The sequence below is a fragment of the Candidatus Brevundimonas colombiensis genome, assembly GCA_029202665.1.
In the GTDB taxonomy this organism is placed as follows: domain Bacteria; phylum Pseudomonadota; class Alphaproteobacteria; order Caulobacterales; family Caulobacteraceae; genus Brevundimonas; species Brevundimonas colombiensis.
The window spans coordinates 1,064,317-1,090,501 of sequence record CP119326.1 but is presented as its reverse complement, the minus strand read 5'-3'; the positions used below and the strand labels follow the sequence as shown (position 1 = coordinate 1,090,501).

Sequence of the window (26,185 nt, the reverse complement as noted above, 5' to 3'; positions counted from 1 at the left end):
ATCAGCCGGTCAGGGCGGCGGACAGGATCACCGCCGTGGCCAGCTTGGCGCCCAGCAGCACCACCGCCGCCGAAATCTCTCCGTGCCGGATCCGCTCGGGCAGGCCGGTCAGCAACAGGTCCACGACCCGGAACGCCAGCAGCTGCAGCACCACCGTCGCCACGCCCCAGATGGCGATGTCGCGCACCGAGGTCGACACCGCCAGAGACACCGCCAGCGGCACGGCCAGCCCCACCAGCACGCCGGCGAAAGCCATGGCCGCCGCCGTATTGCCCTGACGGATCAGCTCCACCTCTTTCCACGGCGTCAGCATCGCATAGACCGTCGCCCCCGCCGCCAGCAGCAGCAGGGTCACGATCAGGTGCATCACCATGACCGGAAAGCCCGAGGCGAAGGCCTGCACCTCGGCGCTCGACAGCACGTTCGACAGGGACGGGTCCATACCCAGACGCCTTGCCCGATTGCCGCCCCAATCCGCAAGCGCGGCGCGGCCACACCTTGTGACTAAAGATTACGCGGCGTCGTCGCCCCGGTTGTCCTTTCGCGCCTTGGCCAAGGCCGCGCTTTCGCGTTTCAGCGGCTTGGCGACCGGACAGACCTCCTGGACATAGCCGTTCAGGGTGTTGGTCAGTTGATCGGGCGCCAGGCTGTAATGGACGTACTGGCCCTTCTTCTCGCTGGTCACCAGACCGGCGACTTCCAACACCGAAAGGTGTTGCGACACCGCGGGCTTGGAGATTTCGAACTTGGCCGCGATCTCCCCCGCCGTCAGGTCGGCATGGGCCAGATAGGCCAGGATCTTGCGCCGGATGGGACTGGAGAGGGCTTCGAACACGCGCTGCATGATCGACATTTAAGCGATTTGCTAACGGCTTGCCAGAGGATCGCTTCAGTGTTTAAGTTATTACCTAAATACCTATCTGGAGCACCGCCATGACCGACCATGACCCCTGCGCCGTGAACCATCTGATCGAGACGCCCGACTGCAGTCCGGTGAAGGGGCGGGTCGTCTGGGACCCGGTCCCCTCCCTGTGGAACGGGACCATGCTGGCCGTGACCCTGATCTTCGGCGCGGCGACCTTCAGCCTGGGCGCCCTTGCCGTCTTCATCGTCACGACGGGGACGACCCTGTTGTTGGGTCATTCGGTCGGGTTTCATCGTCGGATGATCCACGGCAGTTTCGACTGTCCGCTGTGGCTGGAGCGGTTGCTCTCCTGGTTCGGAACGGTGGTGGGCATGAGCGGCCCGTTCCGCATGATCCGCGCCCACGACATCCGCGACTGGGCCCAGCGCCAGTCGGACTGCCACGACTATCTGGCGCACCGGCGGCCGATGCTGATCGACGCGATCTGGCAGATGCACGGCCGACTGGTGCTGGAACGCCCGCCCGCCTTCGACCTGGGCCGGATCGGCCGCGATCCCGTCCATCGTTTCCTGGAACGGACATGGATGCTGCAACAACTGCCCGTCGCAGGCGGCCTGTGGTTGCTGGGCGGCTGGGGCTTCGTGGTCTGGGGCGTCTGCGCCCGCGTCTCCATCAGCGTGATCGGCCACTGGTTCGTGGGCCATCTGGCGCATCGGCGCGGCCCCCAGACCTGGCAGGTCGTCGACGCAGGCGTCCAGGCCCACGACGTCCCCTGGGCCGCCATCCCCACCATGGGGGAGGCCTGGCACAACAACCACCACGCCTGGCCTGGCTCGGCCCGCATCGGCCTCTATCCCGGCCAGAGCGACTGGGGCTTCCGCTTCATCCAACTGTTGGAACGGCTAGGTCTGGCGTGGAACGTCAGGACGCCGGAGAGGATGACGATGAGGCATACTCAGCTAGAAATGGTGAGGTGACATGATCCAGCTTGGGAAGTTTCTTGGCGCGTCAGGCGCGGCGGCTCTAACCTCAGGCCTGATGCTGAGTCCAGCCTTGGGCTTATGGCTTGCGGTTCTCGACTACCGACAGGGCTTCTGGATGGCCTTAAGCAATGGCGCACTGGTGACCGTGATGATGCTCCTGCTGCTGCCGATCACGATCTCGGCCTTCTTCATCGGGAGCCTGTGCTTAGGCACGCCATTATTTCTGATCGTGGCGAAGACTGGACGTACTGGGGTGATGACCGCCATAGCACTCGGAGCGATCCTCTCCGGCGGCGTTGCGTGGTTGCTGTTCGGGTATCTAGGTGGCGACAGCTGGGTGCCGCCAGTTGCCGTTTCAGGTGCGATCGGAGCTCTTGCTTTCCGCGCCGTCGCGCGGCGGCCTATGCCGCCGCCTGCTCCGCCTTCCTGAGCGCGCTGGCGCGGACCTTTTCGCTTTCGGACTTCAGCTGGCCGCAGGCGGCCAGGATGTCGCGGCCGCGGGGGGTGCGGATGGGGCTGGCGTATCCGGCCTTGTTCAGGATGGCGGCGAACCGTTCGATGGTCTTCCAGTCCGAGCATTCGTAGTCGACGCCCGGCCAGGGGTTGAACGGGATCAGGTTGATCTTGGCCGGGATGCCCTCGATCAGCTTCAGAAGGGCGCGCGCCTCTTCGGGGCTGTCGTTGACGCCCTTCAACATGACGTATTCGAACGTCACCCGCCGCGCGTTCGACAGGCCCGGATAGGCCCGGATGGCCGCCATCAGCTGGTCCAGCGGATATTTCTTGTTCAGCGGCACCAGCACGTCGCGCAAGGGGTCGTTGGTGGCGTGCAGGCTGATGGCCAGCATGGCCGCCGTCCGCTCGCCCAGCGCCTGAAGCTGCGGCACCACGCCCGAGGTCGAGACCGTGATCCGGCGGCGCGACAGGGCGATGCCTTCGTTGTCCGAGATGATGTCGATGGCGTCGGCGACATGGTCCAGATTGTAGAGGGGTTCGCCCATGCCCATGAAGACGATGTTCGACAGCCGCCGGTCTTCTTTCGGCGACGGCCATTCGCCCAGGTCGTCACGCGCCACCTGGACCTGGGCCACGATCTCGGCGGCGGTCAGGTTGCGGACCAGCTTCTGCGTGCCGGTGTGGCAGAAGGTGCAGTTCAGGGTGCAGCCCACCTGGCTGGACACGCACAGGGCGCCGGCCCGGCCCACGTCGGGGATATAGACGGTCTCGATCTCGATGCCCGGCGCGGTGCGGATCAGCCATTTGCGCGTGCCGTCCTTGGAGACCTGGCGCTCGACCACCTCGGGCCGGGCCAGGGTGAAATGCTCGGCCAGTCTGGCCTGCATGTCCTTGGCGACGTTCGACATGGCCGCGAAGTCGGTGACGCCATAGTGGTGGATCCAGCTCCACACCTGGCTGGCGCGCATCTTGGCCTTCTCGGGCGGGCAGACGCCCGCGTCGATCAGGGCCTGGCGCAGGCCCGCGCGCGTCAGACCGCTGAGGTTGACGGGGGCGTTGGGAGCGGCGTTCGAGACGCGCGAAAGATCGAGCGTGATGCTCAAGGCGGCGATCCTGCGTGAGGTTTAGCCGGCCTCTATAGCACAGAAGCCGGCGATTGCATGACCGGGACGGATTCGAAGCCCCTAGAGCCCCACGTCCCAGACGCCGGCGTCGCGCATCCGGCTCTCTTTCGCCTCTTCGGCCCGGCCGCCCATGTCGCGCGCCATGCCGCGAATGGCGGTCGAGACCGTGGTCCTATGCAGGCCCGGCACGACGGCGTGGACGAAGGCGGCCCCGGCCAACCCCATCAGCTTGAAGCCGAAGCGGGCCGAGGCGGCCATGTGCTGAAAATAGGTTTCGCCCACCTCGCGCGGATGGTCGCGGAACAGCCGGGCGAACGGGGTCGCGCCGGGGCGGCTGCGGTCCATCGTCGTCTGGCTCATGGCGAGGCTCCTGGTTCGGCTTCGGCGGCATGGTCATGCCGGACGGCGTCAAAAGCAAGTCCCGCACATCCTCAACGAACCCATCGTCAGAGACGAAAACTCCGTCTAGGGTCGGGGTTCGATCAAGGGAATGCTCATGCCGATCCGCTCCAAGGCCGTCTCCTCCATCGCCCTCGCCCTGGCTCTGGCGGCCGCCGCGACGCCCGTCCTGGCCCGCCCCGCCGCCCAGGCCGACACGCGCACGACCGCCGCCGGCCTGCCCTATGATGCGCGGCGCGGCGTGTTCAGCTTCTCTTCGGGGCTGGAGGGTTCGCTGCCGGCGGTGGTGCAGGTCACGACGCTGGGCCAGTCACGCGGCCCCAGCTCGGATTCGACCGATCCCAAACCCTACGCCTCCGGCTCGGGCGTCATCGTCGATGCGGCCGAGGGGCTGGTCATCACCAACAATCATGTGGTCGAGGGCGGGCGAAAGTTCACCATCGACCTGACCGACGGCCGCCTGTTCGACGCCGTGCTGGTCGGGGCGGACAAGGCCACCGACATCGCCGTGCTGCGCATCACCCCGGACGGACGGCCGCTGAACCTGAAACAGGTCCAGACGGTGGATTCCGACACCCTGCGCACCGGCGACCTGGCGTTTGCGGTCGGCTATCCGCTGGGCCTGGACCAGACCCTGACCATGGGCGTCATCTCGGGGTTGAACCGCTCCGGTCTGGGCGATGCGGTCGAGGACTATATCCAGACCGACGCGGCCGTGAACTCGGGCAACTCCGGCGGGCCGCTGCTGGACAGCCGGGGTCGGCTGATCGGCATCAACACCTCGATCCTGTCGGGCGGTCTGGGCGGCGGCAACGACGGCATCGCCTTCGCCGTGCCGACGCGGATCATGCTCTACGTGGCTGACCAACTGAAGGCCAATGGCGAGGTCAAGCGCGGCCAGACCGGCGCCATCTTCGGCTCGCTGAACGCCGAACGGGCGCGCGAACTGCATCTGGGCATCGTGCGCGGCGCCGTCGTTGCCGACGTGGCCCCCGGCTCTCCGGCCGAGCGGGCGGGCCTGCGCCACAACGACGTCATCACCCGCCTGCAGGGCCGGCCGGTCGCCAATGCGGGATCGGTCAACGCCACGGTGGGCATCGCCGCGCCGGGTTCGGACCTCAGCGTCTCCTATCTGCGCGACGGCCGCGACGCCACGACCTCGCTTCGCGTCGAGACCCCGTCCGACCAGCCGGTGACGATCGGCGCCCAGTCGGTCGTGGCCTATGGGGCCGCTCTGCGAAATCAGGACGGCGGCGCCCAGGTGGTCAGCGTCCAGGCCGGGTCGGCGGCCGCCCAGGCCGATCTGACGGCCGGCGACGTCGTCACCGCCATTGCGGGCGCCCCCGTCGCCGACGCGCGCGCGGCGGCCGCCGCCTTGCAGACCGCCAGCGGCGCGGTGGAACTGACGATAACGCGGGGCGGCGAACGCCAGGCCCTGACCCTGAACCTCTAGACGTCGCAGCGCCAGGCGGGTTCCAGACAGCGAAACGCCCGCCTTGCCAGGGAGGGGGAGGGGAAAGGCAGGGCGGGCGCTCGCTTGGAGGAAGCATCGGCCGCCGGAGCCCGTAAACTGGAAACATCCAGGGGGGCTGGGGGGGCTGTTCAGGATCCGGGACGCTTCCGAACTCCGACGAGCCGATGATCGATATTTCGGCGGCCATGCAGGCGGGCGAAGGACCGAAACGGGGCCATTTCGTGTCTGGGTCGATTTTCCTCCGCGCCGGTTTCCACCGCCCGCGGCTCGCCTCTGGCGTCGCCCGAGGGTCGGCCTAAGTTGAGAGGTATGAGCATGACCCCTCACGACACGGCGCCGGCCCCCGGCCCCGTCTTCTTTGACCGGCGCGAACTGGACCCCATCCTGCGCGTCTATGGCCGGATGGTCGCTCAGGGCGAATGGCGCGACTACGCCATGACCGGCCACAAGGACTTCGCCGAGTTCGCCGTCTTTCGTCGCACCGGCGACGCCCCCGCCTACCGCATCGAAAAACGCCCGGCCCTCCAGACCCGCCAGGGCCAATGGGCCGTCATCGGCGAGGGCGGCCAAATCCTGAAACGCGGCCGCGACCTGGGACAGGTGCTGCGGGTCTTCGACGGTCGCAGGTTCCAGGTCGTGGATTAGATCATCGGCGTGCGGGCGGCGTCGCGTCGCGAATACGCGCGCCTTCGACTGCCCATAGCTTGTCGTCGGCCATAACATAGATCGGCAGTCGATTAAGCAGGGAGAGAAAAACGTGCACCTCCAGCGGCTGCGGCGCCACGACGATATTCGTGACCAGACCGACGGTTTGCCCCCCCTGTTGAGCTTGCCGTCTATCCATATCCAGGCAACCGCCGGATAGCTGCTCTCGCTTCTCCACGGTCTTACCGTCCGCGCTGACACGGAAGCGATAGTGGCCGCCCATCGGCACGACATTGGCCTGTGTCGTAGAGGCCAGAAGCCAGACCAGCCAGCCCTCGCCATCCGGGTCTTTCAGCACCACAGCATTATACCGCGGGGCGCAGCGTAGCGGACCGATGGCCTGGGCCGCAGAATTGCGCGCCGCGAACTGGGCCAGTTCCTCGGGCGTCAGTTCGGGATTTTCAGCGTCGATGACCGCCCCGGCCTTGAACTGCGAATCCACCAGGACGTCCTTGAACGCTCGTGGCGCATCAGGTTCGCCGGCAAGGAAGCGGACCCGCTGGGCGTCACCCTCTGGCGTCACGATCCAGCCGATCAGCCCTTCGGGCGCCTGACCGCCAGACTGCGCCAGCAGCGCATCGGTGGCGCGTGCGGCCGCGCCGTCCTGACGCCAGATCGCCTGACCCAACCGCCCTGTCTCGGCAATCGAAAACGTCTGGACGAGTGCGGGACGCTCCTGCGCGATGACCGGGTCGCCCACCGCGCACAAGGCGAGAAAGAGCGATAAAATTCGACGGTTCATAAAGCGCTTTCGATTTAGGGCGACCAATCCGCACAACCCTGACGTATCCACACCATCACTCAAAAAGAAAGGGCCCCGAGAGGGGCCCTTTCCGCATCCGTCTTTCGAGGCTGCTTAGTTGCGGTTGCCGCCCATGAAGCGCAGCAGGAAGAGGAACAGGTTCACGAAGTTGATGAACAGGCTCAGCGCGCCATAGCTGGTGGCGACGCCCATGGCGTTCCTGTCGCCCTCAAGCGCATAGTAGCTCATCTTCAGGCGCTGGGTGTCGAAGGCGATCAGGCCCGAGAACAGCAGCACGCCGGCGGCGCTGATGATCCAGTACAGGACCCCGTTCGGCCAGAACATGTTCACCAGCGAGGCGATGATCAGGCCGATCACGCCCATGATCAGGAAGGTGCCCATCGGCGAGAGATCGCGCTTGGTCGCGTAGCCGTACAGGCTGAGACCGCCGAACGCGGCCGCTGTGACCAGGAAGGTCGAGGCCACGCTGGCGCCGGTGTAGATCAGGAAGACCCAGCCCAGCGAGGCGCCCATCGTCGCCACCACCAGCCAGTAAAGGATGTTGGTGCCCGCAGCCGTCGGGTTCTTCATGAAGAACATCGAGCCGAAGATCAGCACCAGCGGGGCGAACTGCACCGCCATGCCCAGGATCGTCATGCCCATGCGTCCGTCGGGACCGACGGTGTAGAGCAGTTGCTGGACGGCGGGGACGTTGCCGGTCGTGTAGGCCAGGGCCGCCGCGACCACCAGGCCCAGGGCCAGCTTGTTGTAGACGCCCAACATGAAGGCGCGCAGGCCGGCGTCGACCGACATGTCGGCCGTCTGCGGCAGAGGGCGGGCGTAGCCGTTGTTTAAATCGCTCATGGCGACGAACTTTCTCCGGTTGGCCGGAGAGACTTCTCCGGTCGTCAGCCTCGAATATCGTCAGCCGAGGCCCTGACTGCAAGGAAAACCGGGCTTGGAGCCATGCGTTCCCGTCGCTACCTTCCGTCGCATGGTTCGTCTGTTCGCCGCCCTGACTCTGCCGCCCGATGTCGCCGACACCTTGAAGCGGCGGCAATCCGGCCTGCCGGGCGCGCGCTGGCGGCCGCTGGAAGCGCTGCACGTCACCCTGGCCTTCTATGGCGAGATGGACGAGCGGCGCGCCGACGACCTGGCCTCGGAGCTGGCGCGCGTGACCGGCGAGCCGTTCCAGATCGCGTTGAAAGGCGTGGGCGCCTTTGGCGACGACCACCGCAGCCATACGCTGTGGGCCGGTGTGGAGACGCCCAACGACCGGCTGTCGGTCCTGGCCGGGCGCTGCAAGGCGGCGGGCCAGCGCGCGGGCGTGGCGATGGAGGCGCGCGACTATCGGCCCCACGTCACCCTGGCCTATCTGAAGCCCCAGACCCGTCCCGACCGCATCGGCGCCTGGATGGCGGGACACAATCTGCTGCATTCGCCGTCGATCCGCGTCGACCGCTTCGGCCTGTATTCCAGCGTCCTGACCGACGCCGGCAGTCATTACGCACTGGAGCGGGAGTATCTGCTGTGACCGACATCGCCCATGCCGTCCCGCCCCATGTCGCCCTGGGTCCCACCCTGGAAACCGAGCGGCTGATCCTGCGTCCGCCGGCGGTGGAGGATTTTCCACGCTGGGCCGAGTTCATGGCCGATGCCGAAAGCACGCGCTTCATCGGCGGGGTTCAGCCCGCGCCGCAGGTCTGGCGCCTGATCTGCACCGTCGCCGGCATGTGGGCCCTGACCGGCGAGGGGATGTTCTCGATCCTGGAAAAGTCCAGCGGACGGTGGATCGGCCGCATCGGTCCGCTCCATCCGTATGGCTGGCCCGGTCGCGAGGTGGGCTGGAGCCTGCACCCCGACGCCATGGGCAAGGGCTATGCGGTCGAGGCCGCCGCCGCGAGCCTGGACTATGCTTTCGACGTGCTGGGCTGGGACGACGTGATCCATTGCATCGCGCCCGACAACACCGCCTCGGCGGCGGTGGCGACGCGGCTGGGATCGCGCAGTCGCGGCCCCGGCCTGTTGCCCGAACCGCTGCAGGACGAAGTGGTGAACCTGTGGGGCCAGACGCGCGCGGAATGGGCGCTCAACCGCCAGGCCCTGATGCGCTGAAGACAACCGATCGCGTCCGCAACGCGTATGTCCTCATATCGAACGAGGACACGCCCATGTTTCGCGCCCGCCTGATCGCCGCCTTCGCCGCCCTCGCCTTTCTGCCCGCCACGGCCTTCGCCCAGGCGCAAAGCGTGGATCTGGATCGGTTCGACGGCCGCTGGTTCGAGATCGAGCGCAATCACAACACCGTCCAGAAGGACTGCAGCCGCGCCCAGATCGATTTCACCCGGCGTGACGCCGCCGACCGCTACGCCATCGCCGTGACTTGCACACGCCGCGCCGACGGCAAGGTGGAGGTGCTGCGCGCCAACGCCCGCGTCACCGACACCGCGACCAACGCCAAGTTTCGTTTCAGTCTGACGGGCCTGCTCAGTTTCGGCGGTCTGGCGGGTCAGAACTACTGGGTCTACGACCATGCCCCCGACTACAGCTGGGCCATCATGGGCCTGCCCGACAAGTCGAACTGGTGGATCTGGCATCGCAATCAGAATGCGTCGCAGGCGGAACGCGACCGCATCCTGGCCCGCGTGCGCGCCCTGGGCTTTCCGACGGGACGGCTGGTCCACACCGGCCTGTAAAGGCGGCGCTTGCGATGGGAACGTAGGCGGAACATAAGCTGTCGGCATGTCCGCCGCCGTCCATCTCGAACTGGTCTTCAGCCGCCCGGAGACAACCCTGTCGGTGACGCGCGGCGCGGCCCGTCTGCTGATGGACATGGGCTATGCGCCGCTGCTTGAGGTCTGTCTGCCGAACGGACGACGCGCCGACGTCATGGGGATCGGGCGCAAGGGCGATATCGTGATCTGCGAGGTCAAGTCGGGCGTCGACGACTATCGCGTCGACCGCAAATGGCAGGAATACGGCCCCTTCTGCGACGCCTTCTATTTCGCCGTGGCGCCTGAGTTTCCGCAAGCCGTCCTGCCCGACGCGCCCGGTCTGATCGTGGCCGACGGCTTCGGTGGAGCGGTGGTGCGCGACGCGGGCGTCACGCCCCTTGCCCCCGCCCGGCGCAAGGCCCTGACCCTGGCCTTCGCCCGACTGGGCGCCCTGCGGACGATGCGGGATTAAAGCCGGCGGAACAGCGCCATTTCGAACCCTTCGGCGACCAGACGCGCCTCGACCTCGGCCAGGGGTTCGATGACCACCCCCTTGCCGCCCGTGGCGTGGATGATCCGTTCGCCGTCCAGCATCAGGGCCGAATGGCCGGTCCAGTCTTGATCGCCCGGGGGCGCCAGCCAGACCACGATGTCGTTGCGCCCGGCGTCGGCCGCCGCGACCGCGCGCCCCAGCCGCGCCTGCGCGTCCGACCGGCGCGGCCCCGCCAGACCGCAGGCCAGCAACGCCTGCTGCACCAGACCCGAACAATCGGTGGAGATCGAGGATCGCGCGCCCGGTTCATGCGGGCGGCCCAAAAGGCGTTCGGCCACAGCGGCCAGATCGGTTTCGAAGGCGCCCACGGGGCTGAGATCGGCGGGGTCCAGTCCCTCGGCCTTCTCGACCACCAGGGCGTTCAGCGGCAGGGCCGCGTCCACGCCCGCCACCCGATGCGTCGCCAATGGCGCGCCGCCCGACAGACTGTCCGTCACCACCCAGCCGACCACGCCGTCGCGCCGCGCCCGGCCCCAGGCCCGGCCGTTCGATCGCTCCAGAACGTCGAAAATCTCACCATGCAGCAGTTGGTCGATCCGCACGTCGGCGTCCGACAGCACGTCCGCGACGGCGATGCGGCAGTGCATCGCCTCGGTCGCGCGGTACGCCCCGGCGCGCACCAGACCCTCCAACGCCTGTTCGGCGAGGTCGGGGCGGGCGAGACGGTCGCCGGGCGGAACAAGATCGAGGACGTCGGTCAACGTGAACTCGCGTGATTGAACCCACACCCTATCCCCCGATGGCTTAGGGGCCGTTAACGCGCGTCGCTTTTTCAAAGGAAATCAACAGAACTGCGTTCTTCCGATTTCCCATGACCTTGCGTCAAATCGTCATTCCGGGGCGTCCGAAGGACGAACCCGGAAGCCAGGCGTGCGCCCCGATGGTAGATGCGGATAGGTGTCACCCGCCCCCTGGTTTCCGGGTTCTTCGCTACGCTCGCCCCGGAATGACGCCGCAAGGCTGTTTCAAACCTACCCCGGATAGCGCGCCTTCAGCATGGCGTAGCAGGCGCGCAGGGCCTGCGCCTCGCCGCCCTCGGGCCAGCCGGGGCGGGCGCGGGGGTTCCAGGCGAAGATGTCCATGTGCGCCCAGGCCCCGGTCTCGGGCGCGAACTTTTGCAGGAACAGGGCGGCCGTGACCGATCCGGCCTGGGCCCAGCCGGCGGGATCGTTCCTGAGGTCGGCGATATCCGCGTCCAGCGCCGCGCGATAGCCGGGCCACAGGGGCATCCGCCACAGCGGATCGCGCACCTCGGCGGCCGCCGCCAGCAGCTGACCGGCCAGTGTCTCGTCGTCCGTATAGAGCGGCGGAAGCTCCGGCCCCAGGGCGATCCGCGCCGCCCCGGTCAGGGTGGCGAAGTCCAGCGTCAGATCCGGTTCGTGCTCGGCCGCCCGCGTCAGGGCGTCGGCCAGGACCAGCCGGCCCTCGGCGTCCGTATTGCCGACCTCGATGGTCAGGCCCTTGCGGCTGTTCAGGATGTCGCCGGGGCGGAAGGCGTCGCCGGACACGGCGTTCTCGACCGCCGCCACGATCACCGCCAGCCGCACCGGCAGGTCGGCCTGCATCACCAGCCGCCCTAGCGCCAGGGCGTGGGCCGACCCGCCCATGTCCTTCTTCATGTTGCGCATCCCGGCGGCGGGCTTCAGGTCCAGCCCGCCGGTGTCGAACACCACCCCCTTGCCGACCAGGGCCACCAGCGGTAGGTCGGTGCGGTCCAGCTTCCAGCCGATCTCGATCAGGCGCGGCGCCCGGTGCGGGGCGGCGGCGCGGCCGACGGCGTGGATGGCCGGATAGTTGTCGTCCAGCAGGGCGTCGCCTTGCGTCACCGTAATCACCGCTCCGGCGCTCTCGGCGATCTCGCGGGCGATGGTCTCGATCTGCAGCGGCCCCATGTCGGCGGCGGGGGTGTCGACCATCTCGCGCGCCAGGGCGCAGGCGGCGGCGATGCGCGAGGCCTCGGCCGCGTCCAGCCCCTCGGGCGCGACCAGCCGGACCGGCGCGCGGTCCGGCCGGGCCTTGTAGCGGTCGAACACATAGGCCCCCAACAGGAAGGCCAAAGCCGCCTGATGCGCCGCCTCGCCCTCCAGAACCAGCCGGTACAGGCCGCCCGGCAGCCGCGCCGACAGGCCCCGGGCCGTCATCGGATCAAAGGCCTGACCGGCGCCCAGCAGCACCTCGGCCGCCGCACCGTCGGCGCCCGCGACGACCAGCAGTTGGCCCGCCTTGCCCTCGAACCCGTTCAGCGCGGCCCAGCGGCCTGAGACGCCGTCCAGCGTCTGGCCCTCCAGCGTCTGGCCGGTCGACACGATGCGGATCGGCACGGCGTGCGCGGCCTCGGCGGCGGCGGCCAGAAGGGGATGCAGGGCGGACATAGGCGGCCTCGAAACGCGGTTAACCATTGGTTGACGCAGAGCGGCGACCCTGAGCGCTCAAGACCCAAGGACCGTTCGGACCTTTCCCATGTCGCCCATGCCCGCCCTGATCGCAACCGTCGCCCTGACCGCGGCCGCGACCGTCGCATCCGCGCAAGCCGCCGACCCCGCGCCGGTCGCGGCCCAGCAGCAACGCGGCCCGTCTTCGCCCCAGGTGCGCGCGACCTATGACCGGATGGACGCCCTGTCGCGGTCGGTCTTCTGGGCGTCGGAGCAGCAGGCCGATCCGACCGATGCGGTCGCGGGGGTCAAACTGGCCCAGGCCCTGCGCGAACTGGGTCGCTACGATCAGGCGGCCGAGGCGGCCCAGGCCACGCTGACCATGAAGCCGACCGATCTGGACGCCCTGTTGGAGCTGGGTCGCGCCCATATCGCGCGCGGTCAGGCCTTCTACGGCGTGGCCCCGCTGGAGAAGGCGCGCGACCTGGCGCCGCGCGACTGGCGGCCCTATTCGCTGCTGGGCGTGGCCTATGAGCAGGTGCGCCGCTTCGACGACGCCCGCGCCGCCTGGAATCAGGCGCTGGTCCTGTCGCCCGACAATCCCGATGTCCTGACCAACGCCGCCACCGCCGCCCTGACGCACGGCGACGCGCCGGGCGCCGAGACCCTGCTGCGCCGCGCCGCCGCCCAGCCCACCGCCTCGGCCAAGGTGCGCCAGAACCTGGCCCTGGCGCTAGGTCTGCAGGGCAAGATGGGCGAGGCCGAGCAGATCCTGCGTCGTGAACTGCCGCCCGAACAGGCCGAGCAGAACCTGCGCTGGCTGCGCGCGCGTTCGACGCCAGGTGCGACGGCCGCCGCCGCGCCAGTCGCCGCCCCAACCCCGGGCGGCGACACGGCCCGGACCTGGAATTCCCTGCAAGGCGGCTGATCCGACCGTTGCGGCGGACGCCCGCGCGTGGTGGATGAGGCCATGACCCGCCTCCCCGCGTCCCGCCCCTACCACGCCTTCCTGTTCGACATGGACGGCACATTGATCACCTCGACCGCCGCCGCAGAACGGGTCTGGACCCGCTGGGCCGAGCGCCACGGTCTGGACGTGGCGGCCTTGCTGTCCGTCATGCATGGCGTGCGGGCCGTCGACACCATCCGTCGCCAGAACCTGCCCGACATCGATCTGGACGCCGAGGTCGCCTGGGTCGAGCGGGGCGAGATCGAGGATGTGGAGGGCGTGGCGCCCATTCCCGGCGCCGTCGATTTTCTCAAACGCCTGCCGCCCGACCGCTGGGCGGTCGTCACCTCCGCCTCCGTTCCCTTGGCCCGCGCGCGCCTGAAGGCCGCCGGCGTCACGCCGCCCGTCGTCCTGATCACCGCCGAGGACGTCGAACGCGGCAAGCCCGACCCGGCCGGCTATCTGAAGGCCGCCGCCGCCCTGGGCGTCGACATCGCCGACTGTCTGGTGTTCGAAGACGCCGAGGCCGGCATCGCAGCCGGCGAAGCGGCCGGGGCCGATGTGGTGGTGGTGACGGCCGCCTGGACGCATCCGCTGGAGACGGCCCACCCGACGCTTTCGGACTATGCGGAGGTGGAGCTTGAGGTCACACCGGATGGATCTTTGACGTTCGGATGCTGAACGCGAACCCGGCCTGAAGTCAGCACCCGCCGTCATTCCGGGGCGTCCGAAGGACGAACCCGGAACCCAGGAGGACACCGCCTGCGCCAGAGCAGCCATCAGCGCGTTCGCCCTGGCATCCGGCCGGAATGACGGAGCATGTTCGGCAGGGAGAGGTTTCGCGGCGGCGTCGAACCGCCTATCTTTGCGCGCATGATCGACGACCTCTACAGCGCGCGCATCCTGACGCTGGCGGCGAACCTGCCGCACGCGGGGCGCCTGCCGACGCCGGACGGCACGGGCGAGCGGACAGCCAAGCTGTGCGGGTCGCGGGCGACGGTGGATGTGACGCTGGACGACCAGGGCCGCGTCTCCGGCTTCGCCCAGGACGTGAAGGCCTGCGCCCTGGGCCAGGCCGCCGCCGGGGTATTGGGCCAGCACGTCATCGGCGCTTCGGTTCAGGACATCCAGGGCGCCCGCGACGCCCTGATCGCCATGCTGAAGTCCGGCGGCGACGGCCCGACCGGCCGGTTCGAGGACTTGCGCCTGCTGAAACAGGTCGCCGACTATCCGGCCCGCCATGCCTCGACCCTGGTCTCGCTGGAGGCGACGCTGGAGGCCATGACGAACGCCCTGACGGCGCGAACTCGTCTCGCCGGTGCGGCCTGACGGGCGCAGCCGGTTGATCCCCCTGCGATGACGGGGGATAAGCGCAGCGAACCCTAATCAGCCCCCGGCGAAGGGACGAATGTCTCTCTATGAACGCGGCGTGCGCGCGGCCCATCGCGGCTACAAGCTGACGCTGTCCCCCCTGATCGGCCAGCAGTGCCGGTTCCTGCCGACCTGTTCGGACTATGGGCGCGACGCCCTGATCCAGCATGGACCGGTCCGGGGGGGATGGCTCACCGTGCGCAGGCTCTGTAAATGCCATCCCTTCGGGGGATCGGGATACGACCCGGTCCCGCCACGCGAGACCGCCTTGGCGGCGAGCGCGAGAGAAAAGCCAAAGACTGACACATGATCGACCTGAAATTCCCCGACGGCGCGGTGCGCCAATACCCTGAAGGCTCCACGGCGCGCGATGTCGCGACCTCGATCTCGCCGTCGCTGGCCAAGAAGGCCGTGCTGGCCGAGCTGAACGGCGAACAGCGCGACATGGGCCGGGTGCTGGAGACGGGCGGCGATTTCCGCCTGATCATGCGCGACGATCCGGCCGCCCTCTACACCATCCGCCACGACACGGCGCACGTGCTGGCCGAGGCGGTCCAGACCCTGTTCCCCGGCACCCAGGTCACGATCGGCCCGGCCATCGAGGACGGCTTCTACTACGACTTCTATCGGGACGAGCCCTTCTCGACCGACGACTTCGCCGCCATCGAAAAGGAGATGGGCCGGATCGTGGATCGCGACGCCAGGTTCGAGCGCGAGGTCTGGGAACGGGACGCGGCGATCCAATTCTTCGAGGCGCGCGGCGAGAAGTTCAAGGCCGAACTGATCCGCGACCTGCCGGGGACCGAGACCATCACCCTGTACAAGCAGGGCGACTGGATCGACCTGTGCCGGGGGCCGCACTTCCCCTCGACGCGCCACGTCGGCAAGGCGTTCAAACTGACCAAGCTGGCGGGCGCCTATTGGCGGGGCGATTCCAAGCGTGAACAGCTCCAACGCATCTATGGCACCGCCTGGGCGACCAAGGAGGACCTGGACGCCTATATGCAGCGGCTGGAAGAGGCTGAAAAGCGCGACCACCGCAAGGTCGGCAAGGCCATGGAGCTCTTCCACATGCAGGAAGAGGGCCGCGGCATGGTCTTCTGGCACCCCAAGGGCTGGGTGCTGTGGCGCGTGCTGGAGGCCTATATGCGCCGCCGCCTGGACGCCGCCGGATACGTCGAGGTCAAGACGCCCCAGGTTCTGGACCGCAAATTCTGGGAACAGAGCGGCCACTGGGACAAGTACCGCCCCAATATGTTCGTCTGCGAGACGGTCGAGGGCGAGACCCTGTCGCTGAAGCCGATGAACTGCCCCGGCCACGTCCAGATCTTCGACCAGGGCCAGCGGTCGTATCGCGAACTGCCGCTGCGCATGGCCGAGTTCGGCGCCTGCCACCGCTATGAGCCGTCCGGCTCGTTGCACGGCCTGATGCGCGTGCGCGGCTTCACCCAGGACGACGCCCACATCTTCTGCCGCGAAGACCAGATCGTCGAGGAGACGGCGGACTTCATCAAACTGGCTCGCAGCGTCCACGCGGACCTGGGCATGGAAACGGCCTACATCAGCCTGGGCACCCGGCCCGAGAACCGCGCCGGTTCGGACGAATTCTGGGACAAGGCCGAGGCCCTGATGGCTGAGGCCGCCCGCGCCGCCGGGACCGAGCCGGTCGTGACCGAGGGCGACGGCGCCTTCTACGCGCCCAAGCTGGACTTCATCGTCAAGGACGCCATCGGCCGCGAATGGACCTGCGGCACGATCCAGCTGGACTATGTCCTGCCCGAACGTCTGGACGCGACCTATATCGCCGAGGACGGCCAGAAGCACCGGCCCGTCATGCTGCACCGCGCGATCCTGGGATCGTTCGAGCGGTTCATCGGCATCATGATCGAGAACTACGCGGGCGCCTTCCCCCTGTGGCTGGCCCCGACCCAGGCTGTGGTGGCCACCATCACCTCCGACGCCGACGACTACGCCCGCGACGTCATGGCTCGCTTCAAGGCCGCCGGCCTGCGCACCGAGATCGACCTGAGAAACGAGAAGGTCGGCTACAAGGTCCGCGAACACTCGGTCGGCAAGGTCCCGGTCATCGCCGTCGTCGGCAGGAAGGAAGCCGAGGACGGCATGGTCGCCATCCGCCGCCTGGGCTCCCAGGCCCAGACCCTGGTCACGGTCGAAGAGGCCATCCGCCTCCTGACCGACGAGGCGACGCCGCCGGATCTGAAGCGGGCCGCCGCCCAGGCCTGAGCCTGAAACCGCACACAGGAACATAAGCCCACAGGATCGCTTGTGCTGGGACGCATCCCCGCATTTCCAGCGCAAGCGAGATATCCCATGGCCGAGAAGACCCTCGACACCCTGTTCCACGACACCTTGCGCGACATCTATTACGCCGAGCGCAAGATTCTGAAGTCCCTGCCGAAAATGGCGCGCGCAGCTCAGTCGCCGGAGTTGAAGGCCGCCTTCGAAAAGCACAAGGATCAGACCGAGGGCCAGATCGAACGCCTGCAGCAGGTGTTCGAGATCATCGGCAAGGCTGCGCGGGGCAAGACCTGCGACGCCATCGAAGGCATCCTGGCCGAAGGCGAGGAGATCATGGATGAATACAAGGACAGTCCCGCCCTGGACGCCGGCCTGCTGGCGGCCGCCCAGGCTGTCGAACACTATGAGATCACCCGTTACGGCACGCTGAAGCGCTGGGCGACGGTTCTCGGCATGAAAGACGCGGCCAAACTGCTGGATCAAACCCTGCAGGAAGAATCTCAGACGGACGAAGACCTGACCGGCATCGCCGATGCGGCGGTGAATGCCGAAGCCATGGCCCCGACCAGGCCCGCCTGACGGTCTGCATGACCGGCAAGAAGGGTGCGCCAGCGTACACTGAAACGGAATAAGTCGTTCATTCACCGTCTCTTAGCGGATGGAATGCCATCGTTCGGCGATCAAATGTGCGAAAGTGCGGCCATGCTTCCTGACGATACCGTCCAGCGCCCGCTTCTTCATCGGCTCATAGCAGCCGGCGATCTGCGATATTGGCTGATCGCCAGTTGGGCGATGGCTCTGCTGACCACCACCAACCTCGTGATCGCGGGCGCGTGGTTCCTCGTCACCACAGCCGCTGGCGTGGCGCGCGGCGTTATCGACAGACGGGCGACGCCGAGGACGCGCCTGATCGTGGCGACCCTGTCCTGCACCTGCTGGGCGGCGGCCCCGATCCTGTCGTTCCGATATGGCAATGTCTACGGCATAGCCCTGGCTGTCGCGCTTCTGATGGCGGGCTATGTGCTGGTCTTCACCCAGATGCGCGCCGCCCCGCGCGAAGCCCTGATCGTATCGGCGCCCTATTCCGTGGCGTCGTTCTGGCTGCTCGTCCAGGAATTGGGATCACCGGGCTTCTGGGTTCTGCTGGCCATCACCCCCGTCCTCGGTCTGGCCCTGCTCATCAAGGTCACGATCACCCAGATGAGGGATTCGGAACTGGAAGCCGTCAACCACCGACAGGCCGACCTGATCGCGGAACTGGAGATCGCCCGGGACCGCGCCGACGCGGCCAACGCCGCCAAGTCCAACTTCCTCGGGGTCATATCCCACGAACTGCGCACGCCGATGAACGGGGTGCTGGGGGCTGCGCAACTGCTGCGGATGTCCGATCTGAACCCGCGCCAGTCCAGCTTCGTCGACATCATCACCCAAGCCGGCGACGGACTGCTTGTGCTGCTGAATGACATTCTGGACCTGACGAAGATCGAGGTCGGCCGCATGGACCTCGCGCCTGTTCTGATCGAGACAGAGGGGTTGATGGAGCGCCTCATCGGTCCGTTCGGCGCCCAGGCGGAAGCGAAGGGCCTGCGTTTCTCCGCCGAACAAAGCGGCGAGTGGCCTGCCCTTGCCTGTCTGGATCCGCTGCGTCTGGCTCAGATCAGCAACAACCTCCTGGGCAACGCCATCAAGTTCACCCCTGCCGGCGAGGTCCGGTTTGTCATGGACGGGGAACGCCGCCCCGATGGCCGGCTGGCGTTACGCATCGACATTCACGACAGCGGCATCGGCATCGCGCCGGAGGATCAGGCGCGTCTGTTCCAGCCCTTCACCCAGGTCGACGATTCCTCCACCCGGCGGTTCGGCGGCACCGGCCTGGGCCTCAGCATCTGTCACCGCCTCGCGGTGCTGATGGGCGGTCGGATCACCGTGCAGTCCGAAGCCGGGCGCGGCTCGGTCTTCACCCTCGCGATCGTGGTCGACGCGCCCGAATGGACGGCCGACCCAACCCTGTCCGACGCCGCCTGATCAGTCGCGCAGCAGTTCGTTGACGCCGGTCTTGGCCCGCGTCTGGGCGTCCACGCGCTTGACGATGACGGCGCAGTAAAGCGACGGCCCGCCTTTGGGATCCGGCAGAGAACCCGGCACCACGACCGAATAGGCCGGCACTTCGCCACGGAAGACTTCGCCGGTCGCCCGATCCACGATCTTGGTCGATCCGGACAGATAGACGCCCATGGCCAGAACCGCGCCCTCACGCACGATCACGCCCTCGGCGACCTCGGCGCGGGCGCCGATGAAACAGCCGTCCTCAATGATGGTCGGATTGGCCTGCAGCGGCTCCAGCACGCCGCCGATGCCCGCGCCGCCCGACAGGTGGACGTTCTTGCCGATCTGGGCGCAGGAGCCGACCGTGGCCCAGGCGTCGACCATCGAACCCTCGTCGACGAAGGCGCCGATGTTCACGAACGACGGCATCAGCACGACATTCCTGGCGATATAGGCGCCCTGACGAACGATGGCGCCGGGCACCGAGCGGAAGCCCGCCGACTGATAATCCGCCGCCGTCCAGTCGCCGAACTTGTTGGGCACCTTGTCCCAGAAGGGGCCGACGGCGGCGGGGTGTTCCGCCGACAGCGGCATGACAGAGGCATGGCCCGCCCGCATGATCTGGTTGTCGTTCAGGCGGAAGGACAGCAGCACCGCCTTCTTCAGCCATTGATGCGTGGTCCAGACGCCGTCTTCGCCGCGCGAGGCCACGCGCGCCTGGCCGGAATCCAGCAGGGCCAAGGCGCTTTCCACGGCGTCGCGGACCTCGCCCTTGGTGGCGGTCGAGACCTCGGCGCGGTCCTCCCAGGCGGCCTCGATGACGGATTCGAGATGCGACAGGTCGGTCATGCGGCGTCCTTGAAGGTCAGGTCGGAAAGGAAGTCGAGAAGATCGGGGGCGATGATGTCGATGTGGTCGCCCAGGGGTTTGCCGTGCCCGTCGCCGATCAGGATGGTGGCCATGCCCAGCGCCTTGGCCGGCTCAAGGTTCTTCGGCGTGTCTTCAAAAAAGGCGGCGTGATGAGACTGGATGTCGAACCGCTCCAGCATCCGCCGGAAGGTCGCCGGGTTGGGCTTGGGCGTCAGATCGCCGTCCTCGATGGCGAAGACGCCGGCGAAACAGTCGGAAATCCCGATCCGGTCCAGCACCCGGTGGGCATAGTCGCGCGCGCCGTTGGTGAAGACGAAACACTGGCCCGGCAGGGCCTTCAACCGTTCGGCCAGACGCGGGTTCGGCTCGACCGAATCCAGCGGCACGTCATGCACTTCCTTCAGGAAACGATCGGTGTCGACGGCGTAGTTGGCCATCAGGCCCGCCAGCGTCGTGCCGTGTTCATCCAGAAACTGACGCTGCATCACCGCCGCCTCGTCCGGCGCCAGACCCACGGCCTCGACCACGAAGGCGTTGATCCGCGCCTGGACCAGCCGCATCAGCCCCTGCTCGCGCGGGTACAGGGTGTCGTCCATGTCGAACACCCAGGCGTCTACATGCGACAGGTCGATCAAGACGCCTTCACCAGGGTGCCCGCGCCGAACTCTGTGAACAGCTCCACCAGCATGGCGTGCGAACGGCGGCCGTCCAGAATGACCACGGCCTCGACGCCTGCGCGCACCGCCGCCATGGCCGTCTCCAGCTTGGGGATCATGCCGCCGGTGGCGACGCCGGTGTCGATCAGGCCTTGCGCCTCTTCCAGCGTCATCTGGCGGATGATCTCGCCGTCCGCGCCCTTGACCCCCGGCACGTCGGTCAGCAGCAGCATCCGCTTTGCGTTCAGCGACCCGGCGATGGCGCCCGCCACCGTGTCGGCGTTGACGTTGTAGGTCTGGCCGTCCTCGGCCACCCCGATCGGGGCGATGACCGGCACCCAGTCCTCGGTCTCAGAGGCGATCAGGCCGGCGATCAGCTTGGGATCGACCTTGGTCGGCTCCCCCACAAAGCCCAAATCGACCTCGTGCTCGATCATGCTGTCGGGATCGCGCTTGGTCCGGCGCGTCTTCTCGACCGTCAGCAGACCCGCGTCCTTGCCCGACAGGCCGACGCCGCGCACGTCCGCCTCCTTGCCGGCCATGGTGATCCAGTGGGCGATCTCTTTATTGACGGCGCCCGACAGCACCATCTCGGCGACCTCCATCGTCGCCGGATCGGTCACCCGCAACCCATCGACAAACGCCGACTTCACCCCCGCCTTATCCAGCATGGCGCTGATCTGCGGCCCGCCGCCGTGCACCACCACGGGGTTGACCCCCATCAGTTTCAGCAACACCACATCGGCCGCGAACTGCCTGGCCACCGCGCTCTCGCCCATGGCGTGGCCGCCGTATTTGATGACCACGGTCTCACGATCATAAACCTGAATATACGGCAGGGCCTCGGCGAGCGTCTTCGCCGTCTCCCAACTGCGTTCCTCTGACTGGCGCTCGATTTCGTTCATCACGCGCGGGAGATAGCGGGGGATGGGGATGGTGTCACGCGGGAAGGCCGGACTTTGGCCCAGCGGACGCGGCCGTTGCCCGGTGGCCAGCCCATCATGCGCCGTGTTAGGCCAGCGCTCGCCCCACGAAGCCACGAGACGCCTGATGCCGCCAAAGCCGCCCACCAGCGCCCCAGCCTCGTCGATCTGCGTGGACGGGTTTAATCTGGCCGCGTCGCAAGGCACCGGAATCGCCACCTACAGCCGCAACCTGCTTGAGGCTGCAAGTCGTATGGGCTTTCGCACCGAGGCCCTGTTCGGCCCCGCGATTCCGACCGCTTCGGTTCGCCCCTTCGGCGAGGTCGCCATTCTGGATCCCGCACGTCCGGCTGGTCCTTTGCGTTTAATGCAGAAGCTGGAGCGTGACGTTCGCACTCGGCTAACCCCGCTTGGCCGTACCGCTCACCCCGTCGCGATCTCCGAGGACGTCATCTGGCCCGGCGGTCCTGCGGCCCGTCCCAGTGCGGACGGTTTCTGGGCCAGCGATCAACTTTATTTCTATGCCAATAGCTGCTTCAAAAAGCACCGCCACGGCACCCCGATACGCTTCGACACGACCGAAGCCGCCGCACCCGCCGTCATGCATTGGACGACGCTGTTACCCCTGCATGCCAAGAACGTGCCCAACATCTATACGATCCACGACCTCATTCCGCTTCGACTTCCACATACGACGCTTCACAATAAGGCCGTGTTCCTCGATCTGTGCCGAGAGGTCGTTCGCCGCGCAGATCACATCGCGGTCGTCTCCGAAGCTACCCGCCAGGACGTCATCCGCATGCTGGGCGTGCCGGAAGACCGGGTCACAAACACCTACCAGGCCGTCAGCCTGCCGAAGGCGCTGGTCGCGCGCCCAGAGGCGGAGGTGGCCACAGAACTGGAAGCCACTTTCCAACTCGGTTGGGGAGAATATTTTCTTCATTTCGGCGCCATCGAGCCCAAGAAGAACCTCGGTCGGGTCGTAGAGGCCTATCTCGCCTCAGGCGTCACGACGCCACTTGTGGTCATCGGCGGTCGTGGTTGGCTGAGCGAGCCGGAAACTGCACCGATCACCCACTTAAAGTCTGTAGGGGGGCCCAGCGCTGATCGGATTCATTTCTACGAATATATGTCCTTCAGCACCCTGATCAGTCTGATCCGTGGGGCGCGGGCCGTCCTATTCCCATCTCTTTATGAGGGGTTCGGCCTTCCGGTGCTCGAAGCGATGAGCCTGGGTACGCCCGTCCTGACGTCAAACCAAGGCTCCCTTCCCGAGGTCGCAGGCGAAGCCGCCATTCAAGTCGATCCCTACGACATAGATGCTCTCGCCAGAGCCATACGAATGATCGACGCCGACGGGGACTGGCGAGCGGAAGCGTCCGCGCGTGGCCGAACCCAAGCCGTCCTCTTCAACGACGACGCCTACGACGCCCGCTTACGCCAACTCTACGAAAAAGTGGGCATCCGCAGTTAGACGGGATGGGCCCCGCATTTGCTATCCTCAAGTCAGATTACAAATTCAACAGCGCCGGATCTCCGCCTTGGGCCGCGATGTTCACACTGATCGCCTTCTCGGCTGCGTAGCGGATCAGGCTGTTCGGACCGCCTGCCTTCGGGCCGGTGCCGGAGAGGCCCTCGCCGCCGAAGGGTTGGACGCCGACGACGGCGCCGGTGATGGAGCGGTTGACGTAGACGTTGCCGGCGGGGACCAGGGAGACGACTTCGTTAGCGAAGGCTTCGATACGGCTGTGGACGCCCAGGGTCAGGCCATAGCCGCGGGCGGCCAGCTTGCTGGCGACCGTTTTCAGGTCGGACGGGGCGTAGCGGTAGATGTGCAGGATGGGGCCGAAGACCTCGCGTTCCAGGAAGTCGGGCGTGGGGATTTCGGCGATGGTGGGGGCGAACAGGTCGCCCTTTTCGGCGCCCAGCGGCAGGTCCGCGCGGGCGATGATTTTCGCCTCCTTCGACAGGCGCTCGACGTGGGCTTCCAGGGCGCGGCGCGATTCCGGGTCGATGACGGGGCCGATGTCGGTCTTGGGGTAGGCGGGATCGGCGACGGTCTGGACAGCAAGCGCGCCCTTTAGGCCCTCGATCAGGGCGTCGGCCGAATCCTTGGGCACATAGAGGACGCGAAGCGCCGAGCAGCGCTGGCCCGCTGAACCAAAGGCCGACAGAATCACGTCGTCGATGACCTGTTCCTTCAGGGCCGTGGTGTCGATGAACATGCCGTTCAGGCCGCCGGTCTCGGCGATGAAGGGGATGATGGCGCCGGGACGGGCGGCGATGGAGCGGTTGATGGCCGCCGCCGTGTCCGTGCCGCCGGTGAAGGCGACGCCGTCGATGCCGGGATGGGCGACCAGCGCCGCGCCGACCGTCTCACCGCGTCCGGGGGCCAGGGCCAGGAGGTCAGGGTTCAGGCCCGCCTTGTGATAGAGGCGCACGGCCTCGGCCGCGATCAGGGGCGTCTGTTCGGCGGGCTTGGCCAGGACGGCGTTGCCGGCGGCGAGCGCCGCGGCGATCTGGCCGGTGAAGATGGCCAGCGGGAAGTTCCACGGCGAAATGCAGGCGAAGACGCCGCGTCCGTGCAGGATCAGCTGGTTGGTCTCGCCCGTCGGGCCCTTCAGGGTTTCCGGCGCGGAGAAGTCACGCTCGGCCAGCAGGGCGTAATAGCGGCAGAAGTCGGCGGCCTCTCGCACCTCGGCGACACCGTCGTTCAGGGTCTTGCCTGCCTCGCGGCTGAGCAGGGCGACCAGGCGGTCCATATCCGCCTCCAGCGCATCGGCCATGGCGCGCAGGGTGACGGCGCGCCTGGCGCCGCCCTGACGGTCCCAGGCGACCTGGGCATTGGCGGCGGCCAGGACGGCGGCCTCGATGTCGGCCGTCTCGGCTTCCGACACATGACCCAGCACCTGCGCGCGGTCGAAGGGATTGGTGACGTCCTGAGCATTGATCCCGGCGCGCAGCTTGCCGCCGACGATGGGGCCGGAGGTCAGCTTCTCGCGGTCCACCAGCTGCAGCGCCCGGGCGTGGGCTTCACGGTCTGCGGCCTGACTGTAGTCGCGGCCGAGGGAGTTCTGACGATCGCCGTACATGTCTTTCGGAACCGGAATCTTGGGGTGACGGTCGGGCGCCTGCTCGACCAGGGAGATGGGATCGGCCGCGACGGCCGAGGCGGGCACGCGCTCGTCCAGCAGGGCGTGGACGAAGGAGGAATTGGCGCCGTTTTCCAGCAGGCGCCGCACCAGATAGGGCAGCAGTTCTTCGTGGCCGCCGACGGGCGCATAGGCGCGCACGATCACCGTCTCGTCGGACCATTTGTCGATGGCGGCGTCGTACAGGGCCTCGCCCATGCCGTGCAGGCGCTGATGCTCGACCGTGACGCCGCGATCGCGCGCCATGCGGCGCACGGCGGCCAGGGTGTGGGCGTTGTGGCTGGCGAACTGGGCATAGAGGGCCGGCGCCGCCTCGATCATGGCCCGCGCGCAGACCAGATAGTTCAGATCGGTCGCCGCCTTGGTCGTATAGACCGGGTAGTCGGTGCGGCCGAAGACCTGGGCGCGCTTGATCTCGGTGTCCCAATAGGCGCCCTTGACCAGACGCACCATCAGGCGGCGGCCCGAGCGGCGAGCCAGGTCGGCGACCCGCTGGATGGTCTCCAAGCCCCGTTTCTGATAGGCCTGAACCGCCAGACCCAGCCCGGTCCAGCCGCCCAGCGATGGCTCGTGCGCCAGCCGATCCAGCAGCTTCAGCGACAGGGCCAGACGGTCCGCCTCCTCGGCGTCCATAGTGAAGTTGATGTCGTATCGGGCGGCGGTCTGGGCCAGCCGCAGGATGCGCGGATACAGAGCGTCCCACACCCCGTCCTCCTGCGTCGCCTCATAGCGGGGCGACAGGGCCGACAGTTTCACCGACACGCCGTGACCGTATTCCGGCCCCTGGCCCTTGGAGGTCTTGCCCACCGCCTCGATGGCGTCGGCGTAGATTTTCTCGTAGCGGTCGGCGTCGGCCAGGGTCCGCGCGCCCTCGCCCAGCATGTCGAAGCTGCACAGCCAGCCTTCCTTGTTCGACCGTTTCAGCGCCGCCTGGATGGTGCGGCCCACGACGAACTGCTCGCCCATGATCTTGACGGCGGTGGCCACGGCCTGACGAATGACGGGTTCGCCCAGACGGCCCGCAATTCGCTTCAAAAAGCCGGACAGGTCGGTCTTGGCCTCTTCATCGACATCGACCAGCTTGCCGGTCAGCATCAGGCCCCAGGTCGAGGCGTTGACGAACAGGCTGTCGGATTGGCCCAGGTGCGAGGCCCAGTCGGCGGAACCGATCTTTTCGGCGATCAGACGGTCGCGTGTCTCCTCGTCCGGCACGCGCAGCAGGGCCTCGGCCAGACACATCAGGGCCAGTCCCTCGCGGGTGCCCAGGCTGAACTGCTGAAGGAAGCTTTCGACCACCCCCTGTTTCTTCTGGCTGCGGCGGGCATGTTCGACCAGGGCCGTGGCCTCGGCGACGACGGCCAGGCGTTCGTCCGCATTCAGCGGAATGCGAGCCAGATTGGCGGCGACGGCCGCGCGCTCGTCGCGGAACTTATCGGCGTCCAGACTGTCCCAAGCGGCCAGGCTAGACGGCGTGAAGGCTGAAGTGGTCATGGCGGACAAATCCTGTGGATTCATCCCCTATATGTCGGAGTTCATTGAAGGTGCTTCGTATGATAGATCAACAAGCCGAAG

General features: G+C 67.4%; 28 protein-coding genes. 16 read left to right on the top strand and 12 right to left on the bottom strand.

What is annotated here, in order from left to right; all coding sequences use genetic code 11:
* Position 1: 1 nt before the first annotated feature.
* Positions 2–442 carry a DUF350 domain-containing protein gene (locus P0Y50_05085; protein WEK40985.1) on the bottom strand — a complete coding sequence of 147 codons (441 nt, stop codon included), beginning with the start codon at positions 440–442 and terminating at the stop codon, positions 2–4.
* A 69-nt stretch (positions 443–511) separates the two neighbouring features.
* Positions 512–853: a metalloregulator ArsR/SmtB family transcription factor gene (locus tag P0Y50_05080; protein ID WEK40984.1), complete on the bottom strand. Its 342-nt coding sequence runs from the start codon at positions 851–853 to the stop codon at positions 512–514.
* A gap of 80 nt (positions 854–933) precedes the next feature.
* Between P0Y50_05080 and P0Y50_05075 the strand changes: the two genes are divergently transcribed.
* The gene (locus P0Y50_05075; protein ID WEK40983.1) at positions 934–1,842 is read left to right on the top strand and encodes an acyl-CoA desaturase; all 909 of its coding nucleotides are present in this window, start codon (positions 934–936) and stop codon (positions 1,840–1,842) included.
* A 1-nt stretch (position 1,843) separates the two neighbouring features.
* Positions 1,844–2,278, top strand: a complete 435-nt coding sequence (locus P0Y50_05070; protein WEK40982.1) for a hypothetical protein — start codon at positions 1,844–1,846, stop codon at positions 2,276–2,278.
* Here P0Y50_05070 and rlmN read toward each other — a convergent pair.
* Positions 2,250–3,407: a 23S rRNA (adenine(2503)-C(2))-methyltransferase RlmN gene (gene rlmN / locus P0Y50_05065; GenBank protein ID WEK40981.1), complete on the bottom strand. Its 1,158-nt coding sequence runs from the start codon at positions 3,405–3,407 to the stop codon at positions 2,250–2,252. The genes P0Y50_05070 and rlmN overlap by 29 nt on opposite strands.
* Before the next feature lie 81 nt (positions 3,408–3,488).
* On the bottom strand, positions 3,489–3,788 hold the full coding sequence (locus tag P0Y50_05060; protein WEK40980.1) for a DUF6356 family protein: 300 nt from the start codon (positions 3,786–3,788) through the stop codon (positions 3,489–3,491).
* Positions 3,789–3,918: 130 nt separating this feature from the next.
* Here P0Y50_05060 and P0Y50_05055 point away from each other — a divergent pair, with 130 nt between their 5' ends.
* Together P0Y50_05055 and P0Y50_05050 are read left to right on the top strand one after the other, a co-directional pair.
* Positions 3,919–5,280 carry a trypsin-like peptidase domain-containing protein gene (locus tag P0Y50_05055; GenBank protein WEK40979.1) on the top strand — a complete coding sequence of 454 codons (1,362 nt, stop codon included), beginning with the start codon at positions 3,919–3,921 and terminating at the stop codon, positions 5,278–5,280.
* Positions 5,281–5,610: 330 nt separating this feature from the next.
* Positions 5,611–5,946 (top strand): DUF2794 domain-containing protein, encoded by a 336-nt coding sequence (locus tag P0Y50_05050; GenBank protein WEK40978.1) that lies wholly within the window; start codon positions 5,611–5,613, stop codon positions 5,944–5,946.
* Position 5,947: 1 nt separating this feature from the next.
* On the opposite strand, the gene P0Y50_05045 is transcribed toward P0Y50_05050, so the two are convergent.
* Together P0Y50_05045 and P0Y50_05040 are read right to left on the bottom strand one after the other, a co-directional pair.
* Positions 5,948–6,748 (bottom strand): hypothetical protein, encoded by an 801-nt coding sequence (locus P0Y50_05045; GenBank protein ID WEK40977.1) that lies wholly within the window; start codon positions 6,746–6,748, stop codon positions 5,948–5,950.
* A gap of 114 nt (positions 6,749–6,862) precedes the next feature.
* Entirely contained in the window at positions 6,863–7,612 is a 750-nt protein-coding gene (locus P0Y50_05040; GenBank protein ID WEK40976.1) for a Bax inhibitor-1/YccA family protein, read from the bottom strand.
* 130 nt (positions 7,613–7,742) lie between these two features.
* Between P0Y50_05040 and thpR the strand changes: the two genes are divergently transcribed.
* From thpR to mmcB, 4 genes are read left to right on the top strand one after another with little or no spacing between them, the layout of a single operon-like run.
* The gene (gene thpR, locus P0Y50_05035) at positions 7,743–8,282 is read left to right on the top strand and encodes an RNA 2',3'-cyclic phosphodiesterase (protein WEK40975.1); all 540 of its coding nucleotides are present in this window, start codon (positions 7,743–7,745) and stop codon (positions 8,280–8,282) included.
* Positions 8,283–8,287: 5 nt separating this feature from the next.
* On the top strand, positions 8,288–8,863 hold the full coding sequence (locus P0Y50_05030; protein WEK41528.1) for a GNAT family N-acetyltransferase: 576 nt from the start codon (positions 8,288–8,290) through the stop codon (positions 8,861–8,863).
* 56 nt (positions 8,864–8,919) lie between these two features.
* On the top strand, positions 8,920–9,444 hold the full coding sequence (locus tag P0Y50_05025; protein ID WEK40974.1) for a lipocalin family protein: 525 nt from the start codon (positions 8,920–8,922) through the stop codon (positions 9,442–9,444).
* 46 nt (positions 9,445–9,490) lie between these two features.
* Positions 9,491–9,934, top strand: a complete 444-nt coding sequence (mmcB, locus tag P0Y50_05020; protein ID WEK40973.1) for a DNA repair putative endonuclease MmcB — start codon at positions 9,491–9,493, stop codon at positions 9,932–9,934.
* Here the strand turns inward: mmcB and P0Y50_05015 are convergent.
* Together P0Y50_05015 and P0Y50_05010 are read right to left on the bottom strand one after the other, a co-directional pair.
* Positions 9,931–10,716 carry an NlpC/P60 family protein gene (locus P0Y50_05015; GenBank protein ID WEK40972.1) on the bottom strand — a complete coding sequence of 262 codons (786 nt, stop codon included), beginning with the start codon at positions 10,714–10,716 and terminating at the stop codon, positions 9,931–9,933. The two genes, mmcB and P0Y50_05015, sit on opposite strands and share 4 nt — an antisense overlap.
* Positions 10,717–10,986: 270 nt before the next feature.
* Complete coding sequence (locus P0Y50_05010) at positions 10,987–12,387, bottom strand: leucyl aminopeptidase family protein (GenBank protein WEK40971.1); 1,401 nt, start codon at positions 12,385–12,387, stop codon at positions 10,987–10,989.
* Positions 12,388–12,475: 88 nt separating this feature from the next.
* Here P0Y50_05010 and P0Y50_05005 point away from each other — a divergent pair, with 88 nt between their 5' ends.
* The 7 genes from P0Y50_05005 to P0Y50_04975 all read left to right on the top strand — a co-directional run bounded on the left by P0Y50_05005 (position 12,476) and on the right by P0Y50_04975 (position 18,991).
* On the top strand, positions 12,476–13,315 hold the full coding sequence (locus P0Y50_05005; protein WEK40970.1) for a tetratricopeptide repeat protein: 840 nt from the start codon (positions 12,476–12,478) through the stop codon (positions 13,313–13,315).
* A 42-nt stretch (positions 13,316–13,357) separates the two neighbouring features.
* The gene (locus tag P0Y50_05000) at positions 13,358–14,017 is read left to right on the top strand and encodes an HAD-IA family hydrolase (GenBank protein ID WEK40969.1); all 660 of its coding nucleotides are present in this window, start codon (positions 13,358–13,360) and stop codon (positions 14,015–14,017) included.
* Positions 14,018–14,209: 192 nt separating this feature from the next.
* Positions 14,210–14,665, top strand: a complete 456-nt coding sequence (locus P0Y50_04995; GenBank protein WEK40968.1) for an iron-sulfur cluster assembly scaffold protein — start codon at positions 14,210–14,212, stop codon at positions 14,663–14,665.
* 79 nt (positions 14,666–14,744) lie between these two features.
* Positions 14,745–15,017, top strand: coding sequence for a membrane protein insertion efficiency factor YidD (gene yidD / locus P0Y50_04990; protein ID WEK40967.1), 273 nt, complete (start codon positions 14,745–14,747; stop codon positions 15,015–15,017).
* Positions 15,014–16,951, top strand: a complete 1,938-nt coding sequence (gene thrS / locus P0Y50_04985) for a threonine--tRNA ligase (protein WEK40966.1) — start codon at positions 15,014–15,016, stop codon at positions 16,949–16,951. The genes yidD and thrS overlap by 4 nt, the downstream gene beginning before the upstream one ends.
* An 87-nt stretch (positions 16,952–17,038) precedes the next feature.
* Complete coding sequence (locus P0Y50_04980) at positions 17,039–17,545, top strand: ferritin-like domain-containing protein (protein WEK40965.1); 507 nt, start codon at positions 17,039–17,041, stop codon at positions 17,543–17,545.
* Positions 17,546–17,668: 123 nt separating this feature from the next.
* Positions 17,669–18,991 carry an ATP-binding protein gene (locus P0Y50_04975; GenBank protein WEK40964.1) on the top strand — a complete coding sequence of 441 codons (1,323 nt, stop codon included), beginning with the start codon at positions 17,669–17,671 and terminating at the stop codon, positions 18,989–18,991.
* Here P0Y50_04975 and dapD read toward each other — a convergent pair whose 3' ends face one another.
* The 3 genes from dapD to argB are packed head-to-tail and all read right to left on the bottom strand — an operon-like array spanning position 18,992 to position 21,443.
* Positions 18,992–19,861 (bottom strand): 2,3,4,5-tetrahydropyridine-2,6-dicarboxylate N-succinyltransferase, encoded by an 870-nt coding sequence (gene dapD / locus P0Y50_04970; GenBank protein WEK40963.1) that lies wholly within the window; start codon positions 19,859–19,861, stop codon positions 18,992–18,994.
* The gene (locus P0Y50_04965; GenBank protein WEK40962.1) at positions 19,858–20,517 is read right to left on the bottom strand and encodes a pyrimidine 5'-nucleotidase; all 660 of its coding nucleotides are present in this window, start codon (positions 20,515–20,517) and stop codon (positions 19,858–19,860) included. Before P0Y50_04965 ends, dapD begins: the two co-directional genes overlap by 4 nt.
* Entirely contained in the window at positions 20,514–21,443 is a 930-nt protein-coding gene (argB, locus tag P0Y50_04960) for an acetylglutamate kinase (protein WEK41527.1), read from the bottom strand. Before argB ends, P0Y50_04965 begins: the two co-directional genes overlap by 4 nt.
* Positions 21,444–21,588: 145 nt before the next feature.
* Between argB and P0Y50_04955 the strand changes: the two genes are divergently transcribed.
* Positions 21,589–22,935 carry a glycosyltransferase family 1 protein gene (locus P0Y50_04955; protein ID WEK40961.1) on the top strand — a complete coding sequence of 449 codons (1,347 nt, stop codon included), beginning with the start codon at positions 21,589–21,591 and terminating at the stop codon, positions 22,933–22,935.
* A gap of 37 nt (positions 22,936–22,972) precedes the next feature.
* Here the strand turns inward: P0Y50_04955 and putA are convergent, their stop codons facing one another.
* Positions 22,973–26,104 carry a bifunctional proline dehydrogenase/L-glutamate gamma-semialdehyde dehydrogenase PutA gene (gene putA, locus P0Y50_04950; GenBank protein ID WEK40960.1) on the bottom strand — a complete coding sequence of 1,044 codons (3,132 nt, stop codon included), beginning with the start codon at positions 26,102–26,104 and terminating at the stop codon, positions 22,973–22,975.
* Between the last annotated feature and the right edge of the window lie 81 nt (positions 26,105–26,185).

Excerpts from the sequence above, each read along its gene's own strand:
- P0Y50_05025 (WEK40974.1), top strand. The coding sequence starts at position 8,920 with ATGTTTCGCGCCCGCCTGATCGCCGCCTTCGCCGCCCTCGCCTTTCTG.
- P0Y50_05000 (WEK40969.1), top strand. The coding sequence starts at position 13,358 with ATGACCCGCCTCCCCGCGTCCCGCCCCTACCACGCCTTCCTGTTCGAC.
- P0Y50_05005 (WEK40970.1), top strand. The coding sequence starts at position 12,476 with ATGTCGCCCATGCCCGCCCTGATCGCAACCGTCGCCCTGACCGCGGCC.
- yidD (WEK40967.1), top strand. The coding sequence starts at position 14,745 with ATGTCTCTCTATGAACGCGGCGTGCGCGCGGCCCATCGCGGCTACAAG.
- P0Y50_04980 (WEK40965.1), top strand. The coding sequence starts at position 17,039 with ATGGCCGAGAAGACCCTCGACACCCTGTTCCACGACACCTTGCGCGAC.
- thpR (WEK40975.1), top strand. The coding sequence starts at position 7,743 with ATGGTTCGTCTGTTCGCCGCCCTGACTCTGCCGCCCGATGTCGCCGAC.
- P0Y50_05085 (WEK40985.1), bottom strand. The coding sequence starts at position 442 with ATGGACCCGTCCCTGTCGAACGTGCTGTCGAGCGCCGAGGTGCAGGCC.
- argB (WEK41527.1), bottom strand. The coding sequence starts at position 21,443 with ATGAACGAAATCGAGCGCCAGTCAGAGGAACGCAGTTGGGAGACGGCG.
- putA (WEK40960.1), bottom strand. The coding sequence starts at position 26,104 with ATGACCACTTCAGCCTTCACGCCGTCTAGCCTGGCCGCTTGGGACAGT.
- P0Y50_05075 (WEK40983.1), top strand. The coding sequence starts at position 934 with ATGACCGACCATGACCCCTGCGCCGTGAACCATCTGATCGAGACGCCC.
- dapD (WEK40963.1), bottom strand. The coding sequence starts at position 19,861 with ATGACCGACCTGTCGCATCTCGAATCCGTCATCGAGGCCGCCTGGGAG.
- P0Y50_05050 (WEK40978.1), top strand. The coding sequence starts at position 5,611 with ATGAGCATGACCCCTCACGACACGGCGCCGGCCCCCGGCCCCGTCTTC.
- thrS (WEK40966.1), top strand. The coding sequence starts at position 15,014 with ATGATCGACCTGAAATTCCCCGACGGCGCGGTGCGCCAATACCCTGAA.
- P0Y50_05040 (WEK40976.1), bottom strand. The coding sequence starts at position 7,612 with ATGAGCGATTTAAACAACGGCTACGCCCGCCCTCTGCCGCAGACGGCC.
- P0Y50_04995 (WEK40968.1), top strand. The coding sequence starts at position 14,210 with ATGATCGACGACCTCTACAGCGCGCGCATCCTGACGCTGGCGGCGAAC.
- P0Y50_05080 (WEK40984.1), bottom strand. The coding sequence starts at position 853 with ATGTCGATCATGCAGCGCGTGTTCGAAGCCCTCTCCAGTCCCATCCGG.
- P0Y50_05055 (WEK40979.1), top strand. The coding sequence starts at position 3,919 with ATGCTCATGCCGATCCGCTCCAAGGCCGTCTCCTCCATCGCCCTCGCC.
- P0Y50_05070 (WEK40982.1), top strand. The coding sequence starts at position 1,844 with ATGATCCAGCTTGGGAAGTTTCTTGGCGCGTCAGGCGCGGCGGCTCTA.
- P0Y50_04955 (WEK40961.1), top strand. The coding sequence starts at position 21,589 with ATGCCGCCAAAGCCGCCCACCAGCGCCCCAGCCTCGTCGATCTGCGTG.
- mmcB (WEK40973.1), top strand. The coding sequence starts at position 9,491 with ATGTCCGCCGCCGTCCATCTCGAACTGGTCTTCAGCCGCCCGGAGACA.
- P0Y50_04975 (WEK40964.1), top strand. The coding sequence starts at position 17,669 with ATGCTTCCTGACGATACCGTCCAGCGCCCGCTTCTTCATCGGCTCATA.
- P0Y50_05045 (WEK40977.1), bottom strand. The coding sequence starts at position 6,748 with ATGAACCGTCGAATTTTATCGCTCTTTCTCGCCTTGTGCGCGGTGGGC.
- P0Y50_05010 (WEK40971.1), bottom strand. The coding sequence starts at position 12,387 with ATGTCCGCCCTGCATCCCCTTCTGGCCGCCGCCGCCGAGGCCGCGCAC.
- P0Y50_05060 (WEK40980.1), bottom strand. The coding sequence starts at position 3,788 with ATGAGCCAGACGACGATGGACCGCAGCCGCCCCGGCGCGACCCCGTTC.